This window comes from Pseudomonas antarctica, from assembly GCF_001647715.1.
Taxonomy (GTDB): Bacteria; Pseudomonadota; Gammaproteobacteria; order Pseudomonadales; family Pseudomonadaceae; genus Aquipseudomonas; species Aquipseudomonas antarctica_A.
In genome coordinates, this window is sequence record NZ_CP015600.1 from 6,141,012 (window position 1) to 6,161,393 (window position 20,382).

Annotated in this window: 19 protein-coding genes; 8 read left to right on the top strand and 11 right to left on the bottom strand. The window is 60.4% G+C overall.

Annotated features, from left to right (window positions below):
- The first annotated feature begins 235 nt into the window (after positions 1-235).
- Complete coding sequence (gene tauA / locus A7J50_RS27970; RefSeq protein ID WP_064454624.1) at positions 236-1,222, top strand: taurine ABC transporter substrate-binding protein; 987 nt, start codon at positions 236-238, stop codon at positions 1,220-1,222.
- Positions 1,223-1,353: 131 nt separating this feature from the next.
- Here tauA and argA read toward each other — a convergent pair whose 3' ends face one another.
- Together argA and argE are read right to left on the bottom strand one after the other, a co-directional pair.
- Positions 1,354-2,652 carry an amino-acid N-acetyltransferase gene (gene argA / locus A7J50_RS27975; RefSeq protein ID WP_064454625.1) on the bottom strand — a complete coding sequence of 433 codons (1,299 nt, stop codon included), beginning with the start codon at positions 2,650-2,652 and terminating at the stop codon, positions 1,354-1,356.
- Between the two features lie 133 nt (positions 2,653-2,785).
- Positions 2,786-3,934 (bottom strand): acetylornithine deacetylase, encoded by a 1,149-nt coding sequence (gene argE / locus A7J50_RS27980; protein WP_064454626.1) that lies wholly within the window; start codon positions 3,932-3,934, stop codon positions 2,786-2,788.
- Positions 3,935-4,092: 158 nt separating this feature from the next.
- Here argE and A7J50_RS27985 point away from each other — a divergent pair, with 158 nt between their 5' ends.
- The gene (locus tag A7J50_RS27985; protein ID WP_064454627.1) at positions 4,093-5,460 is read left to right on the top strand and encodes an inorganic triphosphatase; all 1,368 of its coding nucleotides are present in this window, start codon (positions 4,093-4,095) and stop codon (positions 5,458-5,460) included.
- A gap of 90 nt (positions 5,461-5,550) precedes the next feature.
- Here the strand turns inward: A7J50_RS27985 and A7J50_RS27990 are convergent, their stop codons facing one another.
- The gene (locus A7J50_RS27990; protein ID WP_003195279.1) at positions 5,551-6,021 is read right to left on the bottom strand and encodes an Lrp/AsnC family transcriptional regulator; all 471 of its coding nucleotides are present in this window, start codon (positions 6,019-6,021) and stop codon (positions 5,551-5,553) included.
- Between the two features lie 127 nt (positions 6,022-6,148).
- Between A7J50_RS27990 and A7J50_RS27995 the strand changes: the two genes are divergently transcribed.
- From A7J50_RS27995 to A7J50_RS28020, 6 genes are all read left to right on the top strand, one after another.
- Positions 6,149-6,487 carry a hypothetical protein gene (locus A7J50_RS27995; protein ID WP_064454628.1) on the top strand — a complete coding sequence of 113 codons (339 nt, stop codon included), beginning with the start codon at positions 6,149-6,151 and terminating at the stop codon, positions 6,485-6,487.
- Between the two features lie 82 nt (positions 6,488-6,569).
- Positions 6,570-8,261, top strand: a complete 1,692-nt coding sequence (locus A7J50_RS28000) for a GspE/PulE family protein (protein ID WP_064454629.1) — start codon at positions 6,570-6,572, stop codon at positions 8,259-8,261.
- Between the two features lie 77 nt (positions 8,262-8,338).
- On the top strand, positions 8,339-9,259 hold the full coding sequence (locus A7J50_RS28005; protein ID WP_053258568.1) for an SPFH domain-containing protein: 921 nt from the start codon (positions 8,339-8,341) through the stop codon (positions 9,257-9,259).
- A 10-nt stretch (positions 9,260-9,269) separates the two neighbouring features.
- A complete protein-coding gene (locus tag A7J50_RS28010) occupies positions 9,270-9,716 on the top strand; it encodes an NfeD family protein (protein WP_064454630.1) in 447 nt (148 codons plus the stop codon).
- Between the two features lie 69 nt (positions 9,717-9,785).
- Entirely contained in the window at positions 9,786-10,100 is a 315-nt protein-coding gene (locus A7J50_RS28015) for a DUF2388 domain-containing protein (RefSeq protein WP_064454631.1), read from the top strand.
- A 162-nt stretch (positions 10,101-10,262) separates the two neighbouring features.
- Positions 10,263-11,405, top strand: a complete 1,143-nt coding sequence (locus tag A7J50_RS28020) for a DegT/DnrJ/EryC1/StrS family aminotransferase (RefSeq protein WP_064454632.1) — start codon at positions 10,263-10,265, stop codon at positions 11,403-11,405.
- Positions 11,406-11,550: 145 nt separating this feature from the next.
- Here the strand turns inward: A7J50_RS28020 and gcvH are convergent, their stop codons facing one another.
- The 8 genes from gcvH to pepP form a co-directional block, all read right to left on the bottom strand.
- A complete protein-coding gene (gene gcvH / locus A7J50_RS28025) occupies positions 11,551-11,934 on the bottom strand; it encodes a glycine cleavage system protein GcvH (RefSeq protein ID WP_064454633.1) in 384 nt (127 codons plus the stop codon).
- Positions 11,935-11,986: 52 nt separating this feature from the next.
- Positions 11,987-13,069: a glycine cleavage system aminomethyltransferase GcvT gene (gcvT, locus tag A7J50_RS28030; protein ID WP_064454634.1), complete on the bottom strand. Its 1,083-nt coding sequence runs from the start codon at positions 13,067-13,069 to the stop codon at positions 11,987-11,989.
- Between the two features lie 156 nt (positions 13,070-13,225).
- Positions 13,226-14,842: an ABC transporter permease gene (locus tag A7J50_RS28035; RefSeq protein ID WP_064454635.1), complete on the bottom strand. Its 1,617-nt coding sequence runs from the start codon at positions 14,840-14,842 to the stop codon at positions 13,226-13,228.
- A 159-nt stretch (positions 14,843-15,001) separates the two neighbouring features.
- On the bottom strand, positions 15,002-16,006 hold the full coding sequence (locus A7J50_RS28040) for an extracellular solute-binding protein (protein WP_064454636.1): 1,005 nt from the start codon (positions 16,004-16,006) through the stop codon (positions 15,002-15,004).
- A 158-nt stretch (positions 16,007-16,164) separates the two neighbouring features.
- A complete protein-coding gene (locus A7J50_RS28045; RefSeq protein WP_167353743.1) occupies positions 16,165-17,382 on the bottom strand; it encodes a 2-octaprenyl-3-methyl-6-methoxy-1,4-benzoquinol hydroxylase in 1,218 nt (405 codons plus the stop codon).
- Between the two features lie 9 nt (positions 17,383-17,391).
- A complete protein-coding gene (locus tag A7J50_RS28050; RefSeq protein WP_064454638.1) occupies positions 17,392-17,877 on the bottom strand; it encodes a DUF4442 domain-containing protein in 486 nt (161 codons plus the stop codon).
- Positions 17,870-19,057, bottom strand: coding sequence for a 2-octaprenyl-6-methoxyphenyl hydroxylase (gene ubiH / locus A7J50_RS28055; protein ID WP_064454639.1), 1,188 nt, complete (start codon positions 19,055-19,057; stop codon positions 17,870-17,872). The genes A7J50_RS28050 and ubiH overlap by 8 nt, the downstream gene beginning before the upstream one ends.
- The gene (pepP, locus tag A7J50_RS28060; RefSeq protein WP_064454640.1) at positions 19,054-20,376 is read right to left on the bottom strand and encodes a Xaa-Pro aminopeptidase; all 1,323 of its coding nucleotides are present in this window, start codon (positions 20,374-20,376) and stop codon (positions 19,054-19,056) included. The genes ubiH and pepP overlap by 4 nt, the downstream gene beginning before the upstream one ends.
- Positions 20,377-20,382: the final 6 nt, after the last annotated feature.

A 20,382-nucleotide genomic window follows, 5' to 3' on the forward strand; every position in this document is an offset into this window, starting at 1 on the left:
AACCGCAGTTGATTTGGTCCCTGCAGGGTAATGAGTTTTTCATACACCCAAAAAGAATTGTTTCATTCTTTTTCATACGATTCAGGAATAAGGCTTTCCATGCAGCAAGCCGGTCAGCATAGACCACCTGCTCCATAAGCTAATTCCTAAATGGTATTTACTAGCCTTTTTTTAGATCGATTAGTGTTGCCGTACTGTTGCATACGTCACCCACGATCAAAAAGGCGACGCCATCATGGCCAAAGGCACATCCTCCCGTCAATTTGTTACAGTTTTTGTGTCACTAATAATTTCTTTTGGTGTCCAAGCGGCCGATTTAACCATCGGCTATCAAACCGGCATCGACCCCAGCAAAGTCCCACAGGCCGATGGCCTCTATGAAAAGGCCATTGGCGAGAAGATTGCCTGGCGCCGATTCAGCAGTGGGCCGGAAGTCGTCACGGCTATCGCATCCGGCGATGTACAAATCGGTAACCTGGGTTCCAGCCCTCTAGCAGCGGCGGCTTCACGCAATCTACCGATCGTAGCCTTTATGGTATCGGCGCAGATCAATGCTTCTGAAGCGTTGGTGGTGCGTAATGGCAGCGGCATCGACAAACCAGAGGATCTGGTCGGCAAAACCATCGCCACCCCCTTCGTCTCAACCTCTCATTACAGCCTGCTCGGCGCGCTGAAGCACTGGGGCCTGGACACCCGGAAAGTCAAAGTGGTGAACCTGCAGCCCGCGGAAATTGCCGCCGCGTGGAAACGTGGTGATATCGACGGCGCCTTCGTGTGGTCACCGGCCCTGGGCGAGATCCGCAAGACCGGAAAAACCCTGACAGATGCGGCCCAAGTGGGCCAGTGGGGAGCGCCGACGTTCGAAGTGTGGGTGGCACGCAAGGATTTCGCGGAAAAACATCCTGACGTAGTGGCCAAGTTTGCCAAGGTCACGCTGGACTCTTTCGCTGACTATGCCGCCCATAAAGACGGCTGGACGGTGGACTCTGAACCGGTGCAGAAAATCGCCAAATTGACAGGTTCGAATGCCACCGATATTCCTGAGCTGTTGGCCGGCACCACTTTCCCGGATGCGCAGGTGCAGCAAACCGATGCCCTGCTTAAAGGGGGCACGGCGAAGGCGATTGGAGAGACGGCGAAGTTTTTGAAGGAACAGGGGAAGGTTGAAGCGGTGTTGCCGGACTATTCGGCATTCGTGACCGACAAATTCGTCAACCCGTAAGGCGATCAAATGTGGGAGCTGGCTTGCCGGCGATGCTGGCGACTCGGTAGTTCAGATAAACCGAGGTGATGCTATCGCAGGCAAGCCAGCTCCCCCATGAGCCAGCTCTTTATCAGGCAGGAAGATCGGGTTTAGAGGGCCTTCTCGAAAATCTTCGAATTACGCTGATAGTTGTAGAGCGAGGCCCGCGCCGAAGGCAGGCGATCCACACTGCTCGGTACAAACCCACGCTCACGGAACCAGTGGGCGGTACGCGTGGTGAGGACAAACAGCGTCTTCAAACCCTGCGCTCGGGCTCGGGTCTCGATTCGCTCCAGCAACACATCACCGCGCGCGCCGTGGCGGTATTCCGGGTTCACCGCCAGGCATGCCAACTCACCGGCATCCGAGTCTGCGATTTGATACAGCGCCGCACAGGCGATGATCATGCCTTCGCGCTCGACCACACTGAACTGCTCGATCTCACGCTCCAGCACTTCGCGCGAACGCCGTACCAGGATGCCCTGCTCTTCCAGCGGGCTGATCAGGTCGAGCAAACCACCGACATCTTCAATCGCCGCTTCGCGTACCAGTTCAAATTGCTCCTGGGCCACCAGCGTACCGCCGCCGTCCCGGGTAAACAGCTCGGTGAGCAGCGCGCCGTCTTCGGCGTAGCTCACGATATGGCTGCGCCCTACCCCGCCACGGCAGGCTTCGGCGGCGGCGTCCAGCAGTTCAGCCTGATAGTTGTTGCCCAGGCGTTGCAGGTGCGCCGGTACTTGCTGCGGGCGCAACTCACGGACCAGGCGACCCTGTTCGTCGATCAGGCCCAGGTCGGCGCCAAACAGCAGCAGCTTGTCGGCGCCCAGGTCGATGGCGGCGCGGGTGGCGACGTCTTCGCAGGCCAGGTTGAAGATTTCCCCGGTGGGCGAGTAACCCAACGGCGACAGCAGCACGATGGAGCGCTCGTCCAACAGACGGTTGATGCCCTTGCGGTCGACCCGGCGCACTTCGCCAGTGTGGTGGTAATCCACGCCTTCCAGCACACCGATCGGCCGCGCGGTAACCAGGTTGCCGCTGGCCACCCGCAGGCGCGAGCCTTGCATCGGCGACGAGGCCATGTCCATGGACAGGCGCGCCTCGATAGCAATACGCAGGTGGCCGACCGCGTCGATCACACACTCCAGCGTCGCGGCATCGGTGATGCGCAAGCCTTCGTGGTAAGCCGGCGTCAGGCCACGCGCCTCAAGGCGCGTTTCGATTTGTGGGCGCGAACCGTGGACCAGCACCAGCCGCACGCCGAGGCTGTGAAGCAGCACCAGGTCGTGGACGATATTGCCGAAGTTCGGATGTTCCACACCATCGCCGGGCAGCATGACCACAAAGGTGCAGTCGCGGTGGGCGTTGATGTAAGGCGAAGCGTGACGAAGCCAATTGACGTATTCGGGCATAACACCTGGGCCTGTAATAAAAAGCAGCCAAAAAAGGATGAATCGTGAAAGCGCACAGCGGGCTGATGGTTATCGTCGGAACAGGCTTGGCGACACGCTCGCTCTCCTTATGTACGAATGGGCAGGGGTTAATTTATGCAGGTTTAAGGCAGTAATGTTCGATCAGTTCCCGCAATAGACGCACTGTAGGCGTCAAGCGTGACATTTCGAGGTACTCGCCCGGCTGGTGGGCACACGCAATATCACCAGGGCCAAGCACCAGGGTTTCACAACCAAGGCGCTGAAGATAAGGCGCTTCGGTGCCGAACGCTACTGCTTCGGCACGATGACCGGTCAATCGTTCCGCAACCCGCACCAGCTCGGCGTCTTCGGCCTGCTCGAACGGCGGCACTTCGGGGAAGAGCGGCGCGTAGTCGATCTTGACTTTGTGGCGCTCGGCCAAGGGTTCGAGCTTCTGCCGGATGGCATCGCGCAGCACTTGCGGGTCCATGCCCGGCAAGGGCCGCAGGTCGAACTCGAGGGAACATTGACCGCAAATGCGGTTGGGATTGTCGCCACCGTGGATGCAACCGAAGTTCATGGTCGGTTGCGGTACGCTGAATTGCGGGTTGCGGTACTCACGCTGCCAGGCCAGGCGCAGGCCACGCAGTTCGCCAATGGCGTCGTGCATGGCCTCGAGGGCGCTGTGGCCCAGACTTGGGTCCGACGAATGGCCGCTACGGCCGAGGATGTCGATGCGCTCCATCATCACGCCTTTATGCAGGCGGATGGGCTTGAGGCCCGTCGGCTCACCGATCACCGCCGCGCGTCCCAACGGGCGCCCGGCCTCGGCGAGCGCACGGGCGCCGGACATGGAGCTTTCTTCGTCGCAGGTAGCGAGGATCAACAACGGTTGCTTGAACGGCTGATCCAGCAATGGCAACACCGCTTCAATGGCCAGTGCGAAAAAGCCCTTCATGTCGCAGCTGCCCAATCCTACCCAGCGGCCATCAACTTCCGTCAGTTTGAGCGGGTCGGTTTTCCACAGCGCAGCGTCGTAGGGAACGGTATCACTATGACCTGCCAGCACCAGGCCGCCAGGACCGCTGCCGAAACTGGCCAGCAGGTTGAACTTGCCGGGGCTGACTTGCTGGATATCGATGGCGAAACCCAGGTCGCCGAGCCAACTGGCGAGCAGGTCGATCACCGGGCGGTTGGTCTGGTCGAGAGACGCTTGGGTGCAACTGACAGACGGCGCGGCAATCAACGCGGCGAATTGCTCTTTCATGGACGGTAACGGCATGCGCGGCCTCTCAACTTCCCGGATGAGCCCCACTATAGAACCATCTGCACGACACAATAAACCGTTGCGGCGCGTTGCCGGGCTCAGTCCTGTACACTGCACGACCTTGGCAGCCACACTTTTCCCCGGCTGCGCTCCCGATCCTGGATTTTCCGGCCATGCAGAAAGAAACCGAAATCAAGCTCCGCGTCAGCCGCGAAACACTCGCCGCGCTGCGTGAGCACCCGCTACTGAAAAAACGCAACAAAAGTGGCTGGGAACGCCGTGAGTTGATGAACCAGTATTTCGACACCCCCGAGCGCGACCTGGCCCAGGCCAAAGTCGCCCTGCGCCTGCGCAAGGACGGTGACGAAATCATCCAGACCCTCAAGACCCGTGGCCAGAGCGTCGCTGGCTTGTCGGAACGCAACGAGTTCAACTGGGACCTGCCCAAGGCCAAGCTCGACGTGAAGAAACTCGACGGCGAGTGCTGGCCCGAGCAACTGGCCGAGCTGGACAAAAAGACCCTCAAGCCGATCTTCACCACCGATTTCGTGCGTGAGCGCGCTGAAATCGCCTGGGGCCGTGGCAAGGCCAAGGTGGTCATCGAAGCCGCCCTGGACCTGGGCCACGTGGTCGTGGGCAAGCAGAAAGAAGAAATCTGCGAGCTGGAACTGGAACTGCGCGAAGGTGAACCGGCTGCCCTGCTGGAACTCGCCGCCGAGCTGGCCGCCACCCTGGCGCTGATGCCCTGCGATATCAGCAAAGCCGAGCGTGGCTACCGCTTGTACGACGCCAACAGCTACTCGCTGAGCCTGCCAGCGCCGCAGATCCACGCCGAAATGCCGTTGGACGACGCCTTCGCCGCCATCATGTGGCACCTGCTGGGCAGCAGCCAGCGCCTGGCCGAACAATACCGTTTCAATGGCCACTGGCGCCTGCTGCAGGACTGGGTCGACAACCTCGGCGAACTGCGCGCCCTGATCGGCAGCCTCGGCCAGGCCGCTCCGCGTCAATCCACCAGTGAGCTGCGCAGCTCGCTGGATGCGTTGCTGGAAGACTGGCGCCCACTGGTCCAGGCCGGTGATGACGACGAAGACATTCGCAAAGCCGCGCCGGAACAATTCGCTGAAGAGCTGGAAGACGTGCGCTGGGGCTTGTTCTCGCTGAACACCTCGCGCTGGCTGCTGGCCCGCACCTGGACCACCGACCGCAACGTGCGTGGCAACCGTCAGGGCGCCGCGCAAATCACCAACTGGCTACCGCGCCTGCTGGCTGACGATGCCGTCGCCCTGCAACTGCCGCGCTACCAGCAACAACCGGAAGACCTGGCCGAGCAACTGCCGCGCATCGAGCGCATCCAGGCCTGGCTGCACCACGCGCGCCAGGTGGTAGACATCCCGGAACTGGACCGTTTGTACGGCGAGCTGAACAAGCTGGCGCAACTGGCTAACCAGTTGATCACCGACGAATCGCTGGATGCGCGCATGCATCAGGCAATTGCGGTGTATCAGAACCGTGCCTGGAAAACGTTGCTGCGCCTGTAATACCGCAATCGCGGGCAAGCCCGCTCCCACATTGGACTGTGTACATAATTCCCTGTGGGAGCGGGCTTGCCCGCGATGAGGCAGGCCCTGTCAGCGCAATACGGGCAGGCTGGTAGTGGACTTGATCTCGGATAAAGCCACGATCGAGTTGACCTCCTGAATCCCCGGCACCATCGACAGCTTCTCGAAGAAAAACCGCTCGTACGCCTCGATGTCAGAGGTGACGATGCGCAGCAGAAAATCCACCGCCCCCATCAGCACGTAACACTCCAACACTTCCGGAAACCCACGAATCGCTTCGGTGAACTCTGTGAAGTTGGATCGGCCGTGGGCGTTGAGTTTTACCTCGGCAAAAATCTGCGTGTTGAGGCCGATCTTCTTGCGGTCGAGCAGCGTCACCTGCCCGCGAATCACGCCTTCTTCCTTGAGCCGTTGAATACGCCGCCAGCACGGCGACTGCGACAGGCCCACCTGCTCGGCGATCTGCGCGCTGGACAGTGAAGCGTCCTCTTGCAACAGGGCCAGGATACGGCGGTCGTAGGCGTCCAACTCACTGTGCATAGAAATACCTGTTATGACGCTTATCTCGAATTGATTTATTCAATAAATCGCAAATCAGCTCCATCTTAGATAAGAAATCTCCCGTAGCGAATGTAAAAATTTCTCCAGTCGAATCTGGAGAGTCAGCATGCACGTCGTCGAAACCACACCGCCCTCTGCCCGCGTCGATGCGTGGGCCGTCAACTGCGCCCATTGCCAGGCGCATTATCAGATCGTCGCCGAGGCCGAACCGGATGTGCTGTGCCGAGTGCTCAACTACTTCGCATTGCAGTTCCTGACGCCGCACCAGGTCAATGTGAACCGGGAAGACGACCTGCTGAGCATTGACATCGTGATGGACGGTTTGAGCTGGCATCGCGCCCAGGTGATCGGTGAAAAGATTAGAAACCTGATCAGCGTGTGTTCGCTGGAAGTGTGGCGGGCCGACTCCCTGCGGCCTCAGGCGGTGACGGCAGCCAGTCTGTAAAAGCCTGCAATACACACTGGGAGGTGGATGTTCAGAGACTGGCTAGCCTGGAATTACGCCCGACACTGCCCAGGAAATGTCCATGCCCGCTGCCTTGCACGATCACCGATTGGAACTGCATCAATTGCTGCCCGCGTTGGTCGAGCAACAGCTGATTACAGCGGATGTGGCGCACAGGTTATCGACGACGCCTTCCTCACTGCACCCTCTTGAATGCATCGCAGCTGAAGGGCTTTGCCTGGAAACACTGACCCAATGGCTGGCCCGGCATGTCGGGCAGCCTTATTTGCGCATAGACCCGCTCAAGATCGACGTGGCGACGGTAGTGCCCTTGATGTCCCACGCCTTCGCGCAGCGCCACGCGATCCTTGCGGTGGCCGTGGATGCGCAAACCGTCACCGTCGCCAGCGCCCAGCCCCATGTCAGCGGATGGGAAGCTGGGCTGGCGCAGGTGCTGAAACGCTCGATCAAGCGCGTGGTCGCCAACCCCAAGGACATTCAACGCTGCATTGGCGAGTTCTACCGGCTGGCCCAGTCCGTCAGCGGCGCTGATCAAAAGGTGGCGGTGGCCGGCAATTTCGAACTGCTCAACCTCGGCGCCAGCGAGCAGGAGCCAGATGCCAATGACGCGCATATCGTCAATATCGTCGACTGGCTGTTGCAGTACGCCTTCGGCCAACGGGCCAGCGATATCCATATCGAACCTTGTCGCGACCAGGGCCGGGTGCGCTTTCGCATCGACGGGCTGTTGCACGACGTGTATCAATTTCCGCCTCAGGTCACGATGGCGGTGGTCAGCCGCCTGAAAAGCCTGGGCCGGATGAATGTCGCGCAGAAGCGCAAACCCCAGGACGGCCGGGTCAAGACCAAAAGCCCGGAGGGCATCGAGGTGGAACTGCGCCTTTCAACCCTGCCGACCGCGTTTGGCGAAAAACTGGTGATGCGTATTTTCGACCCACAGGTGCTGATCAAGGCTTTTGACCAGTTGGGTTTATCCGTCGAAGACCAACAACGTTGGCACGCCATGACCCGTCAGGCCAACGGCATCATCCTAGTTACCGGGCCTACCGGCTCTGGCAAGACCAGTACCCTCTACACCACGCTCAAGCAACTGGCGACCCGCGAGGTCAACCTGTGCACGGTGGAAGATCCGATCGAAATGATTGAGCCCGCCTTCAACCAGATGCAAGTGCAACACAACATCGACCTGACCTTCGCCAGCGGTATCCGCGCGCTGCTGCGCCAAGACCCGGACATCATCATGATCGGTGAGATTCGCGACCAGGAAACGGCAGAGATGGCGATCCAGGCCGCACTGACCGGGCATCTGGTGCTATCGACCCTCCACACCAACGATGCTCCCAGCGCCGTCAGTCGTTTGCAGGAACTGGGTATTGCTCATTATTTGATCAAAGCTACGCTGATAGGGGTGATGGCACAGCGTTTGGTAAGGCTTTTGTGCCCTCACTGTAAACGCGCGGTGAATACGCAGGAACCTGTCCACGAAGCTACCGGCTGCGGGGAGTGTCGTGACAGCGGTTATCGAGGCCGAGCCGGGCTCTACGAAATCATGGTGATGGACGAGACGCTCAAGGCGCTGATCACCCCCGGCGCCGATGTGCAGGCTCTACGCCGTGCATCACTCGGGCAAGGCATGCGCAGCCTGCGAATGGCCGGTATCGATAAAGTGAACGCAGGGCTGACAACCCTGGCAGAAGTATTGCGGGTAACGCCTGGGGATTCAGATACAAATGAATGGGCTGTTGCGCCGTGAAACCGTCCTTATCCGTGACCAGACCGTTACACTCGGTCGCACATCGTTTCACTGACACCATCAGATAGGGAATCGCTATGCAGATCGGAACCGTACTGCTTCTATTCGTGGGTTTGGCCGTAGCCATCCTGTTCATGGGTTTTAAAGTGGTGCCCCAGGGCTACCAATGGACCGTCGAGCGCTTCGGTCGCTACACCAACACCCTCAAACCCGGCCTCAACATCATCATTCCGATCATGGACCGTATTGGTCGCAAGATGAACGTGATGGAAAGCGTGCTGGATATCCCGCCTCAGGAAGTCATCACCGCCGATAACGCCACCGTGCAGATCGACGCCGTGTGCTTCTTCCAGGTGGTCAACACGGCCCAGGCCGCCTACGAGGTCAACAACCTCGAGCATGCTATCCGTAACTTGCTGCAAACCAATATCCGCACCGTGCTCGGCTCCATGGAACTGGATGCGATGTTGAGCCAGCGTGACGGCATCAACGAGAAACTGCTGCGTACCGTGGATGAAGCCACGGCACCGTGGGGCATCAAGATCACCCGGATCGAGATCAAGGACATCAGCCCGCCTGCCGACCTGATGGCCGCCATGTCCGGCCAGATGAAAGCCGAGCGGATCAAGCGTGCGCAGATTCTGGAGGCCGAAGGCCTGCGCGCATCGGCGATCCTGACTGCCGAAGGCAAGAAGCAGGCGCAGATCCTTGAGGCCGAGGGTAGCCGTCAGGCGGCTTTCCTGGAGTCCGAAGCCCGCGAGCGTCAGGCCGAAGCCGAAGCCCGCGCCACACAAGTAGTTTCCGAGGCAATCGCTTCGGGGAACGTGCAGGCGGTTAACTACTTCGTTGCGCAAAAATACATCGATGCCTTGGGCAAGCTGGCTTCGGCCAACAACAGCAAAGTCATCCTGATGCCGTTGGAAGCCAGCCAGGTGATTGGCGCAGTCGGTGGCATCGGCGAAATCGTCAAGGCAACCTTCGACAACAAGAAAGGCTGAGGCAGTCGCCATGTGGGATTTCCTGCAGCATCTGTCGTTCTGGGACTGGTTGGCACTGGGTACGGTGCTGTTGATTCTTGAAGTATTCGGCGCCGGTGGCTACCTGCTGTGGATGGGGATTGCCGCCGCTGCCGTAGGCGTGATCAAGTTTCTGGTCCCACCGCTTGGGCTGGAGTGGCAGCTGCTGCTATTCGCTGTTTTGTCGATCCTGACAGCCGTGTATTGGTGGAAACGCCAGCGCAGCAGCGCCAAAGTCAGCGACCAGCCGGGGCTGAACATGCGCGGCTCGGAGTTGATCGGTCGCACATTTTTGGTGCATCAGGCGATCGTCGATGGCCGGGGCAAGATAAAAGTCGGCGATGGCGTGTGGATAGTGACTGGCCCGGACAGCCCCGTAGGCGCTCAAGTACGTGTCATTGGTCAGGAAGGCGTGGTTTTACAGGTCGAAACTGTTTAGTCAGTGATGGAACTCGGTTGGGCTAACTACAATCAAACTGTTCAGATAACCCAGTCGGAGTCACCCATCATGCGTCTCAAATATGCTGTCGCAACCCTCGCTGTGCTTTCCCTTCCTGTCGGTTCAGCCATGGCCGACAGTTTCTGGCGCAACGTCATCTCATCGGGCGCCACTACCGGCTCGACGTACCTGACCTTCAAGGACCACAAGCTGGTGGTCGCCGCCCAAGACGACGCAGGCAGCTTTGTTGCCAGCGACGGCGGCATCCGCGGCCCGTACCTGGAAGCCGCCATGCAAAAAGTGCGCGCTGACAACCCTGGCCTCAAGGCCACCGATATGGATTTGGCCAACGCTATCCTCGCGAAAAACGCTGTGACCGAGTAACAGCGCCCTATAAAGAATGCCGCTTTCCCAAGCGGCATTTTTTTGTCCGTAACATGACGATTCATTCACGCATGACAGGCTATATTCAGTCGAACCGTGCAACTATGCGGTACTGATACGTCTATTACTTATCGCCTATCTGAAACGGATGCCTTCGTCGTTATGAGCCAACAGCCCTTTCTGCCGTTTTCCAAACCTACCATTGATGAAGCCACCATCTCGGCGGTCGGCGACGTACTGCGCTCAGGCTGGATCACCAGCGGGCCAAAAGTGCAGGCGTTCGAAGCACAACTGTCGGAATACTTTGGCGGCCGTCCGGTACGCACCTTCAACTCCGGCACCTGCACCATGGAGATTGCCCTGCGCATCGCCGGGATCGGCCCTGGTGATGAAGTCATCACCACTCCCATTTCCTGGGTCGCCACCGCCAACGTCATTCTGGAAGTGGGCGCCACGCCGGTATTTGCCGATATCGACCCGGTCACCCGCAATATCGACCTGGCCCAGGTGGAAGCAGCGATCACCCCACGTACCAAGGCGATCATCCCGGTGTACCTGGCGGGCCTGCCCCTGGATATGCCGATGCTGTATGCACTGGCCAACAAGTACAACCTGCGTATCGTCGAAGACGCCGCCCAGGCGTTGGGTTCCAGCTGGAATGGCAAGCGTATCGGCGCTACGGGCGACTTCGTGTCGTTCAGCTTCCAGGCGAACAAGAACATCACGTCTTCCGAAGGGGGTTGCCTGGTGTTGAACAACGCCGAGGAAGCGCGCCTGGCAGAAAAATATCGCCTGCAGGGCGTTACCCGTACCGGCTTCGACGGCCTGGACGTAGATGTGTTGGGCGGCAAGTTCAACATGACCGACATTGCCGCAGCCATCGGCCTGGGGCAGTTTGCCCATATCGAGAAGATCACTGCCCATCGCCAGAACCTGGCACGGCACTACTTCAAGTGCTTCGGCAGTGACTTTGAAGAGACGTACGGCGCGCAACTTCCGCCGGCGGATTTCGAAAACAGCAACTGGCACCTGTTCCAGCTGGTACTGCCGGAGCGTCAGGATGGCCTGCCCGCGCGCGCGACCTTCATGGAGCAAATGCAGGCCCACGGCGTCGGCATTGGCTATCACTACCCGCCGATCCACCTGCTGAGCCTTTATCGGGCGCAGGGGTTCAAGGAAGGCATGTTCCCGGTGTCGGAGCGTGTTGGGCGTTTGATCGTGTCGTTGCCGATGTTCACGGCGATGACAGAAGCGGACGTGGAGCGGTCGGTCGCTGCGGTTAAAGCGGTACTGAAAGCGAGCTGAAAACAAACTGCCAGCTATCCGCAATCAACTGTGGGAGCTGGCTTGCCTGCGATGGCATCACCACGGTGTAACCGCTACACCGAGGCGTCTGCATCGCAGGCAAGCCAGCTCCCACATTGATTTGTGCTGTTCCAACTGCTCGCGTTTACTCGCCGATGGCGGCTTTGTAGCCGGCGGCATCCAGCAGTTTTTCCAGATCAGCCGGGTTGCTTGGCTTGAGTTTGAAGATCCAGGCGCCGTACGGGTCGGAGTTCAACAGCTCAGGCTCGCCGCTCAAGGCATCGTTCACCGCGATCACTTCGCCAGCAATCGGCGAGTAGATATCCGAAGCGGCTTTCACCGATTCAACCACACCCGCCTGCTGAGTCGCCTCAAACACGCTGCCGACTTCGGTCAGCTCAACGAACACCACATCACCCAACGCTTCCTGGGCATGATCGGAGATCCCGACGGTCACAGTGCCGTCAGCTTCCAGACGGGCCCATTCGTGACTTTCGGCAAAACGCAGGTCGGCAGGGATATCGCTCATAGTCTGTGTCCTCAAGATTAAATGTCAGCGGCCTTTGGCCTGCCGGAAATAGTTAGATCAAGGTTTTGCCATGGCGCACGAAGGTCGGTTTGACCACTCGAACCGGGTACCACTTACCGCGGATTTCCACTTCGGCCCGATCGGCAGTGGCCGTCGGCACACGCGCCAGCGCAATGGATTTGCTCAGCGTAGGAGAGAAACTACCACTGGTGATCTCTCCTTCGCCAACATTGGCGATACGAACCACTTGGTGAGCACGTAAAACCCCACGCTCCTCCAGCACCAGCCCGACCAATTTGAATCGCACTCCGCCTGCCTTTTCCGCCTCGAGGGCGGCACGGCCGATGAATTGGCGATCGGCAGGCTCCCAGGCAATACTCCAGGCCATATTGGCCGCCAGGGGCGAAACATCCTGGTGAATATCCTGGCCATACAGATTCATGCCGGCTTCCAGGCGCAGGGTATCGCGGGCGCCAAGGCCAATGGGTGAAATACCGGCACCGACCAGATCGTTGAAAAATCCCGGTGCCTGGGCGGCAGGCAGGACAATTTCCAGGCCATCCTCACCGGTGTAACCCGTGCGGGCGATAAACCAATCGCCGTCGACCTGGCCTTCAAACGGCTTGAGCTGATGGATCAGCGTGCCGCGAGACTGGGTGACCAACTCGGCGATTTTCTGCCGGGCATGCGGCCCTTGAATGGCAAGCATCGCCAACTCGGACCGCTCATGCAGTTGCACCGAGTAGTTGCCCAACTGTGCCTGCATCCAGGCCATATCCTGGTCACGGGTGGCGGCGTTGACCACCAGCCGGTAGCCCGTCTCGGTGCGGTAGACGATCATGTCGTCCACCACGCCGCCCTGCTCATTGAGCATGGCGCTGTAAAGCGCACGGCCGCAGCCATGCAAACGATCGACATCATTGGCCAGCAGGTGCTGGAGCCATTCCTTGGCCTGAAGGCCTGTGACATCAATCACGGTCATATGAGATACATCGAACACCCCGCAGTCGCGTCGCACCTGATGGTGCTCTTCAACTTGCGAGCCGTAATGCAGAGGCATATCCCAACCGCCAAAATCGACCATTTTCGCGCCGAGGGCGAGATGCAGGTCATACAGAGGCGTACGCTGTCCCATGGGTTTCTCCTTCCGGGCTTGGCGAAGATGCGCAGAGTTGCCATGTGCGCTGAACACCTTGTATTACCAGGCCTGCAGCGACATTTAGCGACTCGCCCCGAAAGACGGAGCGCACCGAATGCCGCGCATTGTAGCCGCAAGCCGTAGGACTGGCACCTAACCGATTTGTCGTGCAGAGCGTCGGATCAGGCCGATCACCGGCAACAGGCCCACCAACACCAGTGTCAGTGCCGGCAACGACGCCCGCGCCCATTCCCCTTCACTGGTCATTTCAAAGATCCGTACCGCCAGGGTGTCCCAGCCAAACGGGCGCATCAGCAGGGTCGCAGGCATTTCCTTGAGCACATCGACGAACACCAGCAGCGCCGCGCTCAATGTCCCCGGCAGCAATAGCGGCAGATACACTTTGCAAAACAGTCGTGGCCCACTTACGCCGAGGCTGCGCGCCGCTTCCGGTAAAGACGGCCGGATTCGCGCCAGGCTGTTTTCCAGCGGCCCGTAGGCCACCGCCAGAAAACGCACCAGATACGCCAGGACCAGCGCGGACAGGCTACCGAGCAACAAAGGCTTGCCAGCACCGCCGAGCCAACCTGACAACGGCACTACCAGCTCACGGTCCAGGTAGCTGAACGCCAGCATGATCGACACCGCCAGCACAGAGCCCGGCAAGGCATAGCCGACATTGGCCAGGCTGATTCCGGAGCGAATCGCGCGCGTCGGCGCCAGACGGTTGGCAAAGGCCAATATCAACGCAACGCTGACCGTGATCAGGGCCGCGATGCCGCCCAGGTAGAGGGTGTGAACGATCAAGCCGGTATAACGCTCATCCAGATCGAACCGACCCCGCTGCCAGAACCAGGCAACCAGTTGCAGCATCGGGATAACAAAGGCACAGGCAAACACCAAACCACACCAAGCACTGGCAGCTGCGGCCTTGAACCCGCGCAGGTGATACAGCGCCTTGCCGCGTGGCCGCTCATTGCCCGCGCGGCTGGCACCTCGGGCACGTCGTTCGCCATAGAGCACCAGCATTACCACCAGCAGCAACAGGCTGGCGAGTTGGGCGGCGCTGGAAAGGCTGAAAAAGCCGTACCACGTCTTGTAGATGGCGGTGGTAAAGGTGTCGAAGTTGAATACCGAGACTGCGCCGAAATCTGCCAGGGTCTCCATCAACGCCAACGCTACGCCAGCGCCAATCGCCGGACGTGCCATGGGCAGCGCCACGCGCCAGAACGCTTGCCAGGGCGATTGGCCGAGCACTCGCGCCGCCTCCATCAAGCCTTTGCCCTGAGCCAAAAACGCGGTGCGCGCCAGAAGATAGACGTAGGGGTAGAACACCAGCACCAACACGATGATCACACCGCCAGTGGAACGCACGCGCGGCAGGCGTAGACCGCTGCCCAACCATTCACGCAGCAGGGTTTGGACCGGCCCTGCGAAATCGAGCAGGCCGACAAACACGAAGGCCAGCACGTAGGCAGGAATAGCGAAAGGCAGCATCAGGGCCCAGTCGAGCCAGCGCCGCCCGGGAAATTCGCAGAGGCTGGTCAGCCAGGCCAGGCTCACGCCGAGCAGCGTCACACCAACGCCGACGCCCAGCACCAGGGTCAGCGTGTTGCCCAGCAGACGTGGCATCTGGGTTTCCCACAAGTGCGACCAGATCTGCGTGTCGATGCTTTGCCAGGACAGCAACAGCACGCTCAGCGGCAGCAGTACCAGAGCGGCGACGGTGAAGACCGGCAGGTACCAGCGGCGTTGGGCGGGGTGGGCCAAGGAAAAACTCTCGGGAAAATGAAGGTTTTGAAGTCGTCGCTAACCAATGTGGGAGCTGGCTTGCCTGCGATGCAGGCACCTGGGTGTGTCAGTCACTCCTCGGTGAGGCTATCGCAGGCAAGCCAGCTCCCACATTTTGATCAGCGGCGTTCTAAAAATTTAGTTCCAGCCAGCGCGGTCCATCAAGCGAATGGCCTCAGCCTGGCGCTTGCCCGCCACTTCCACCGGCAAGGTATCGGCGATGAACTTGCCCCAGGTCGCCACTTCCGCTGACGGCGGCACGGCAGGGTTAGCCGGGAACTCCTGGTTCACATCGGCAAAAATCTTCTGCGCCTCAGCCGTGGTCATCCACTCCACCAAGGCCTTGGCAGCCTCCGGGTGCGGCGCATGCTTGGTCAGGCCAATGCCTGACAGGTTCACGTGCACGCCACGGTCGCCCTGGTTCGGCCAGAACAGCTTCACCGCCAGGTCCGGCTTCTGCTTGTGCAGGCGGCCATAGTAGTAGGTGTTGACGATACCCACGTCGCACTGCCCGGCGTTGATGGCTTCAAGCACTGCGATGTCATCGGAGAACACGTCGGTGGACAGGTTGCTGACCCAGCCCTTGACGATTTCTTCGGTCCTGGCCGCGCCATGGGTTTCGATCAGGGTGGCAGTCAGCGACTGGTTGTAGACCTTTTTTGCGGTGCGCAGGCACAGTCGACCTTCCCACTGCTTGTCGGCCAGGGCTTCGTAAGTGGTCAAGTCGCCCGGTTTTACCCGGTCAGTGGAATAGGCGATGGTCCGCGCGCGCAGGCTAAGACCCGTCCACGCGTGGCTGGAAGCGCGGTATTGCAGGGGAATGTTCTTATTGATCACTTCAGAGGTGAACGGCTGCAGGATGCCCATCTGCTCGGCCTGCCAGAGGTTGCCGGCGTCGACGGTCAGCAGCAGGTCAGCCGTAGCGTTTTCGCCTTCGGCCTTGATCCGCTGCATCAGCGGGGCTTCCTTGTCGGTGATGAACTTCACCTGCACCCCGGTTTTCTGGGTGTAGGCGTCGAACACCGGCTTGATCAGTTCGTCGATGCGCGAGGAGTAGACCACGACTTCGTCGGCTGCCTGCACGGTGGTGCTGCCGATAAGGGTGAGTGCCAGGGCAGTCAGGAGGCGCTTGGGTGCCAACATGGGTGCGGTCTCTCATTTGCAAAAAGAGGGCAAATGATAAGGACTCACATTGGTAGCGCTCGACGGAGGAGTTACCAGATGTTGCACAGCCGGATTTGCGCGAGCGCTGATGGCCTCATCGCGGGCAAGCCCGGCTCCCACAGGGACTGCATTTCAAGTCAGGGCTTGGCCAGCTCCGGCAGATCTCCCGTCAACCCCAGGGCCTGACGTACAAAAACCGCTTTGGCTTCGGGCATCTGGTCGACCATTTTCAACCCGGCGTTGCGCAGCCAGCGTAAAGGCAGTTGATCGGCCTGGAACAAGCGCTCAAAGCCTTCCATCGCCGCCATCAACGCCAGGTTATGCGGCATGCGTCGACGCTCGTAGCGGCTCAGCACCTTCACATCGGCCAGGCGCTCGCCGCGCTCGGTAGCGGCCAACAACACTTCGGCCAGCACTGCTGCATCGAGAAAACCCAGGTTCACGCCCTGCCCCGCCAACGGGTGGATCACGTGCGCCGCATCGCCGATCAGCGCCAGGCCTTCAGACACATAACGTTTGGCGTGACGTTGGCGCAACGGCACGCACACACGCGGGTCGGCGCTGATCACCGTACCGAGCCGCCCTTCAAAGGCGCGCTCCAGTTCACGGCAGAAGCTGTCGTCATCCAGCGCCATCAGGCGTTCGGATTCAGCAGGTGTGGTCGACCAGACGATTGAGCACCAATCTTCTTGCCCGTCGCGCACCAGCGGCAAAAATGCCAGCGGGCCGGTATCGGTAAAGCGTTGCCACGCCGTGCGCTGGTGAGTCTGGCTGCTGCGCACGCTGGTGACGATGGCGTTGTGCAGGTAATCCCATTCACGCGTCGCGGTGCCGGTCAGGCGGCGCACGGCGGAGTGGGCACCGTCGGCGGCAACCACCAGCGGTGCACGCAATTTGCGGCCATCGGCCAACGTCAGCAGCCAGTCATCACCGGAGCGACGCATCTGCTCCAGGCGCGCATTGGCCAGCAAGCCCAGGTCGCAATCGTGCAGGCGATCAAGCAACGCGTCCTGAACCACACGGTTCTCGACGATATGCCCCAGCACTTCGGCATGCACGCTGGCCGCCGAAAAGTGGATGTGCCCAGTGCCGCTGCCGTCCCACACCTGCATCTCACCGTAAGGGCTGGCGCGCCGCGACACGATGCCGTCCCACACGCCCAAGCGCTCGAGGATGCGCTGGCTGGCGCCCGACAAGGCGCTCACGCGGGGCTCGAAGGTCGCGTCACGGTCGAACGGCTTGACGCTCAGCGGGCTGCCATCGAGCAGCAGCACTTGCAGGCCACTGCCCTGCAACGCCAGCGCCAAGGCGCTCCCGACCATTCCGGCCCCGACAATCAGCACATCTGCGCGCATGTCCATGCTTTAAGCCTGTCTCGCTGGCGGCTTGCGCCGCACGTAAAGGGTTTTGTCGACCCGCGCCACCAAGGTGCCGGAGCCGTCATGAATCTGCACCTGAAGCTGGGGCAAGTACTTCTCACCCCCTTCGGTCTGTCCGCGAATCTCGTCCAGCAAGGCCTCGTCGATGGAAAACTCGGCATACACCGGGCCTTTGCCCGGCGAGATGAAATCGATACTCGCGGCCTTGTCCCAGACGATGTAGTCGCGACCCAGGTTCTCCATCAACAGCAACATGTAGAACGGGTCGACCATGGAATACAGGCTGCCGCCAAATTGCGTGCCGACGTAATTACGGTTGTACCAGCCCAGGCCCATGCGCACTTTGACGTGACGAAAGTCGGCGCTCATGTGCTGCACGCTTATCCCCGCCCCCAGATAGGGCGGATAAAGGGTCATGACCCAACGCAATAGCCGCGCTTTACCCAAGCGTTCGATCAACCACTTACGCATCGGGGCGCGTACCCAAGCCCATGGCCTGGCGGGCGAACCAGCGTTTGGCCGGCGGCAGCAGGTCCAGGCCCAGCAGGCCCATATTGCGGCCCATGGCTACCAAGGGTTGAGCGCTGCCAAACAGGCGCGTGACTTGATCGGAGAAACCCACCGTGAGTTTCTGATCCAGGCGCTGGCGCTCGCGATAACCTTGCAACGTCGCCAGGTCCCCCGGCACCGCCGGCCCGGCCAGCAAGGCTTCGGCCAAGGCAGTCGCATCGCGCAGGGACAGGTTGAATCCCTGCCCGGCAATCGGGTGCAGGCTGTGGGCCGCATTGCCGAGGACTGCCAGGTGGGAGCGTACTTGTTCTTCCGCTTCCACCAGGCTCAGCGGATACAAATGACGAGCGCCCACTTGCTTCAGGGTACCCAGGCGGTAGCCGAACACGCCCTGCAGTTCGCTCAAGAAACTGCGCTCATCAAGGTTGGCCAGGCGCTGGGCGTCCATGCCGATGCGCGTCCAGACCAGCGCGCAACGATTGTCCGGCAGCGGCAGCAAGGCCATCGGGCCTTCATCGGTGAAGCGCTCGAAGGCTTCGCCGTTGTGTGCCTCGCTTGGGGTGATGTTGGCGATCAGCGCACTCTGGTTGTACGGGCGTGTTTTTACACCGATGCCTAATTGCTCGCGCAAACCGGAGCGGCCACCATCGGCCAGCACCGCAAGGTCGCACTCCAACACGGTTTCATCATTGAGGGTCAGGCGATAGCCGTCAGGCAGCGGCTCCATGCGCGTGACTTCCGCCGGGCAACGCCAGCTCACCACTTCTTTGTCCAAACCTTGCCACAGGCATTGGCCGAGCCAGGCGTTTTCCACCACGTAACCGAGGGCAGGCACGCCTTCCTCCATCGCGGATAACCGCGCAGTGGAGAAGCGCCCACGGTCCGACACATGAATCTGCTTGATCGGCTCGGCGCGGCGGGAGATGGCTTGCCACAGGCCCAACCGCTGATAAATCTGACGAGCGCCGTAAGACAACGCCGAAGAACGCGCATCGTAACTCGGCTGGTAATTGTCACCCGGCGCAAAGGGTTCGATCAGCACGATGTTCCAACCACGCGCCTTGGCGCCCGCCTGCAACGCCAGCGCCAGGCTCGCACCCACCAGGCCACCGCCGATTATCGCCAGGTTGACCCGGCTCATCGGGCAGCCGCCATCAGCGCTTCGATCTCGACAACCGTCTTGGGCACGCCGCCGGTCAGAATTTCACAGCCTTGTTTGGTCACCACCACGTCGTCCTCGATGCGCACGCCAATGCCACGCCATTTCTTTGCTACGTTCTGGTTGTCCGGCGAAATATAAATGCCGGGTTCCACGGTCAACGCCATGCCGACTTCCAGCACGCGCCATTCGCCGCCGACCTTGTACTCGCCCACATCGTGGACATCCATGCCCAGCCAGTGGCCGGCGCGGTGCATATAAAACGCACGGTAGGCTTCGCTGGCGATCAACTCGTCGACATCGCCCTGCAACAGCCCCAGCTTCACCAGCCCGGCAGTAATGACTTTTACCGTCGCTTCATGGGCCTGGTTCCAGTGTTTGTTCGGCGCAATTTCGGCAAAGGCAGCTTCCTGGGACGCCAGCACAATCTCGTAAATCGCTTTTTGCTCGGGCGAAAACCTGCCGTTGACCGGCCAGGTACGGGTGATGTCGCTGGCGTAGCAGTCAATCTCGCAACCGGCATCGATCAGCACCAGGTCGCCGTCCTTTAGCACCGCGTCATTCTGCTGATAATGCAGGATGCAGCTGTTGCGCCCGGCGGCGACGATGGAGCCATAGGCCGGCATTTTCGCGCCGCCCTTGCGAAATTCGTAATCCAGCTCGGCTTCCAGGCTGAATTCATACAACCCCGCGCGGCTGGCCTGCATGGCCTTCACGTGGGCCGCACAGGAAATTCGCGCGGCCTCGCGCATCACTTTCACTTCTGCCGCCGATTTATACAGGCGCATGTCGTGGAGCAGATGATCCAGGGCAACAAATTCGTTCGGCGGCTGGGCGCCCAGGTGCGCTTTAGAGCGGATCACGTTGATCCACTCCATCACATGCCGGTCGAACTCGGCGTTGCTGCCCATCGCCGAGTACACCCGGTCACGGCCTTCAATCAGGCCGGGCAGGATGTCGTCGATGTCGGTGATGGGGAATGCATCGTCGGCGCCAAAGTCACGGATCGCGCCTTCGGTGCCGGCGCGCAGGCCGTCCCACAATTCGCGTTCGGCGTTGCGTTCGCGGCAGAACAGCACGTACTCACCATGCTGGCGACCGGGCATCAGCACGATCACCGCTTCGGGTTCGGGAAAACCGCTCAGGTACTGGAAGTCGCTGTCCTGGCGGTAGACGTGCTCGACATCACGATTGCGAATGGCCACGGCAGCGGCCGGCAGAATCGCGATGCTGTTGGGTTCCATCTGCGCCATGAGCGCCTTGCGGCGACGGGTGTATTCCGCTTTCGGGATATGGATCATGGGCAG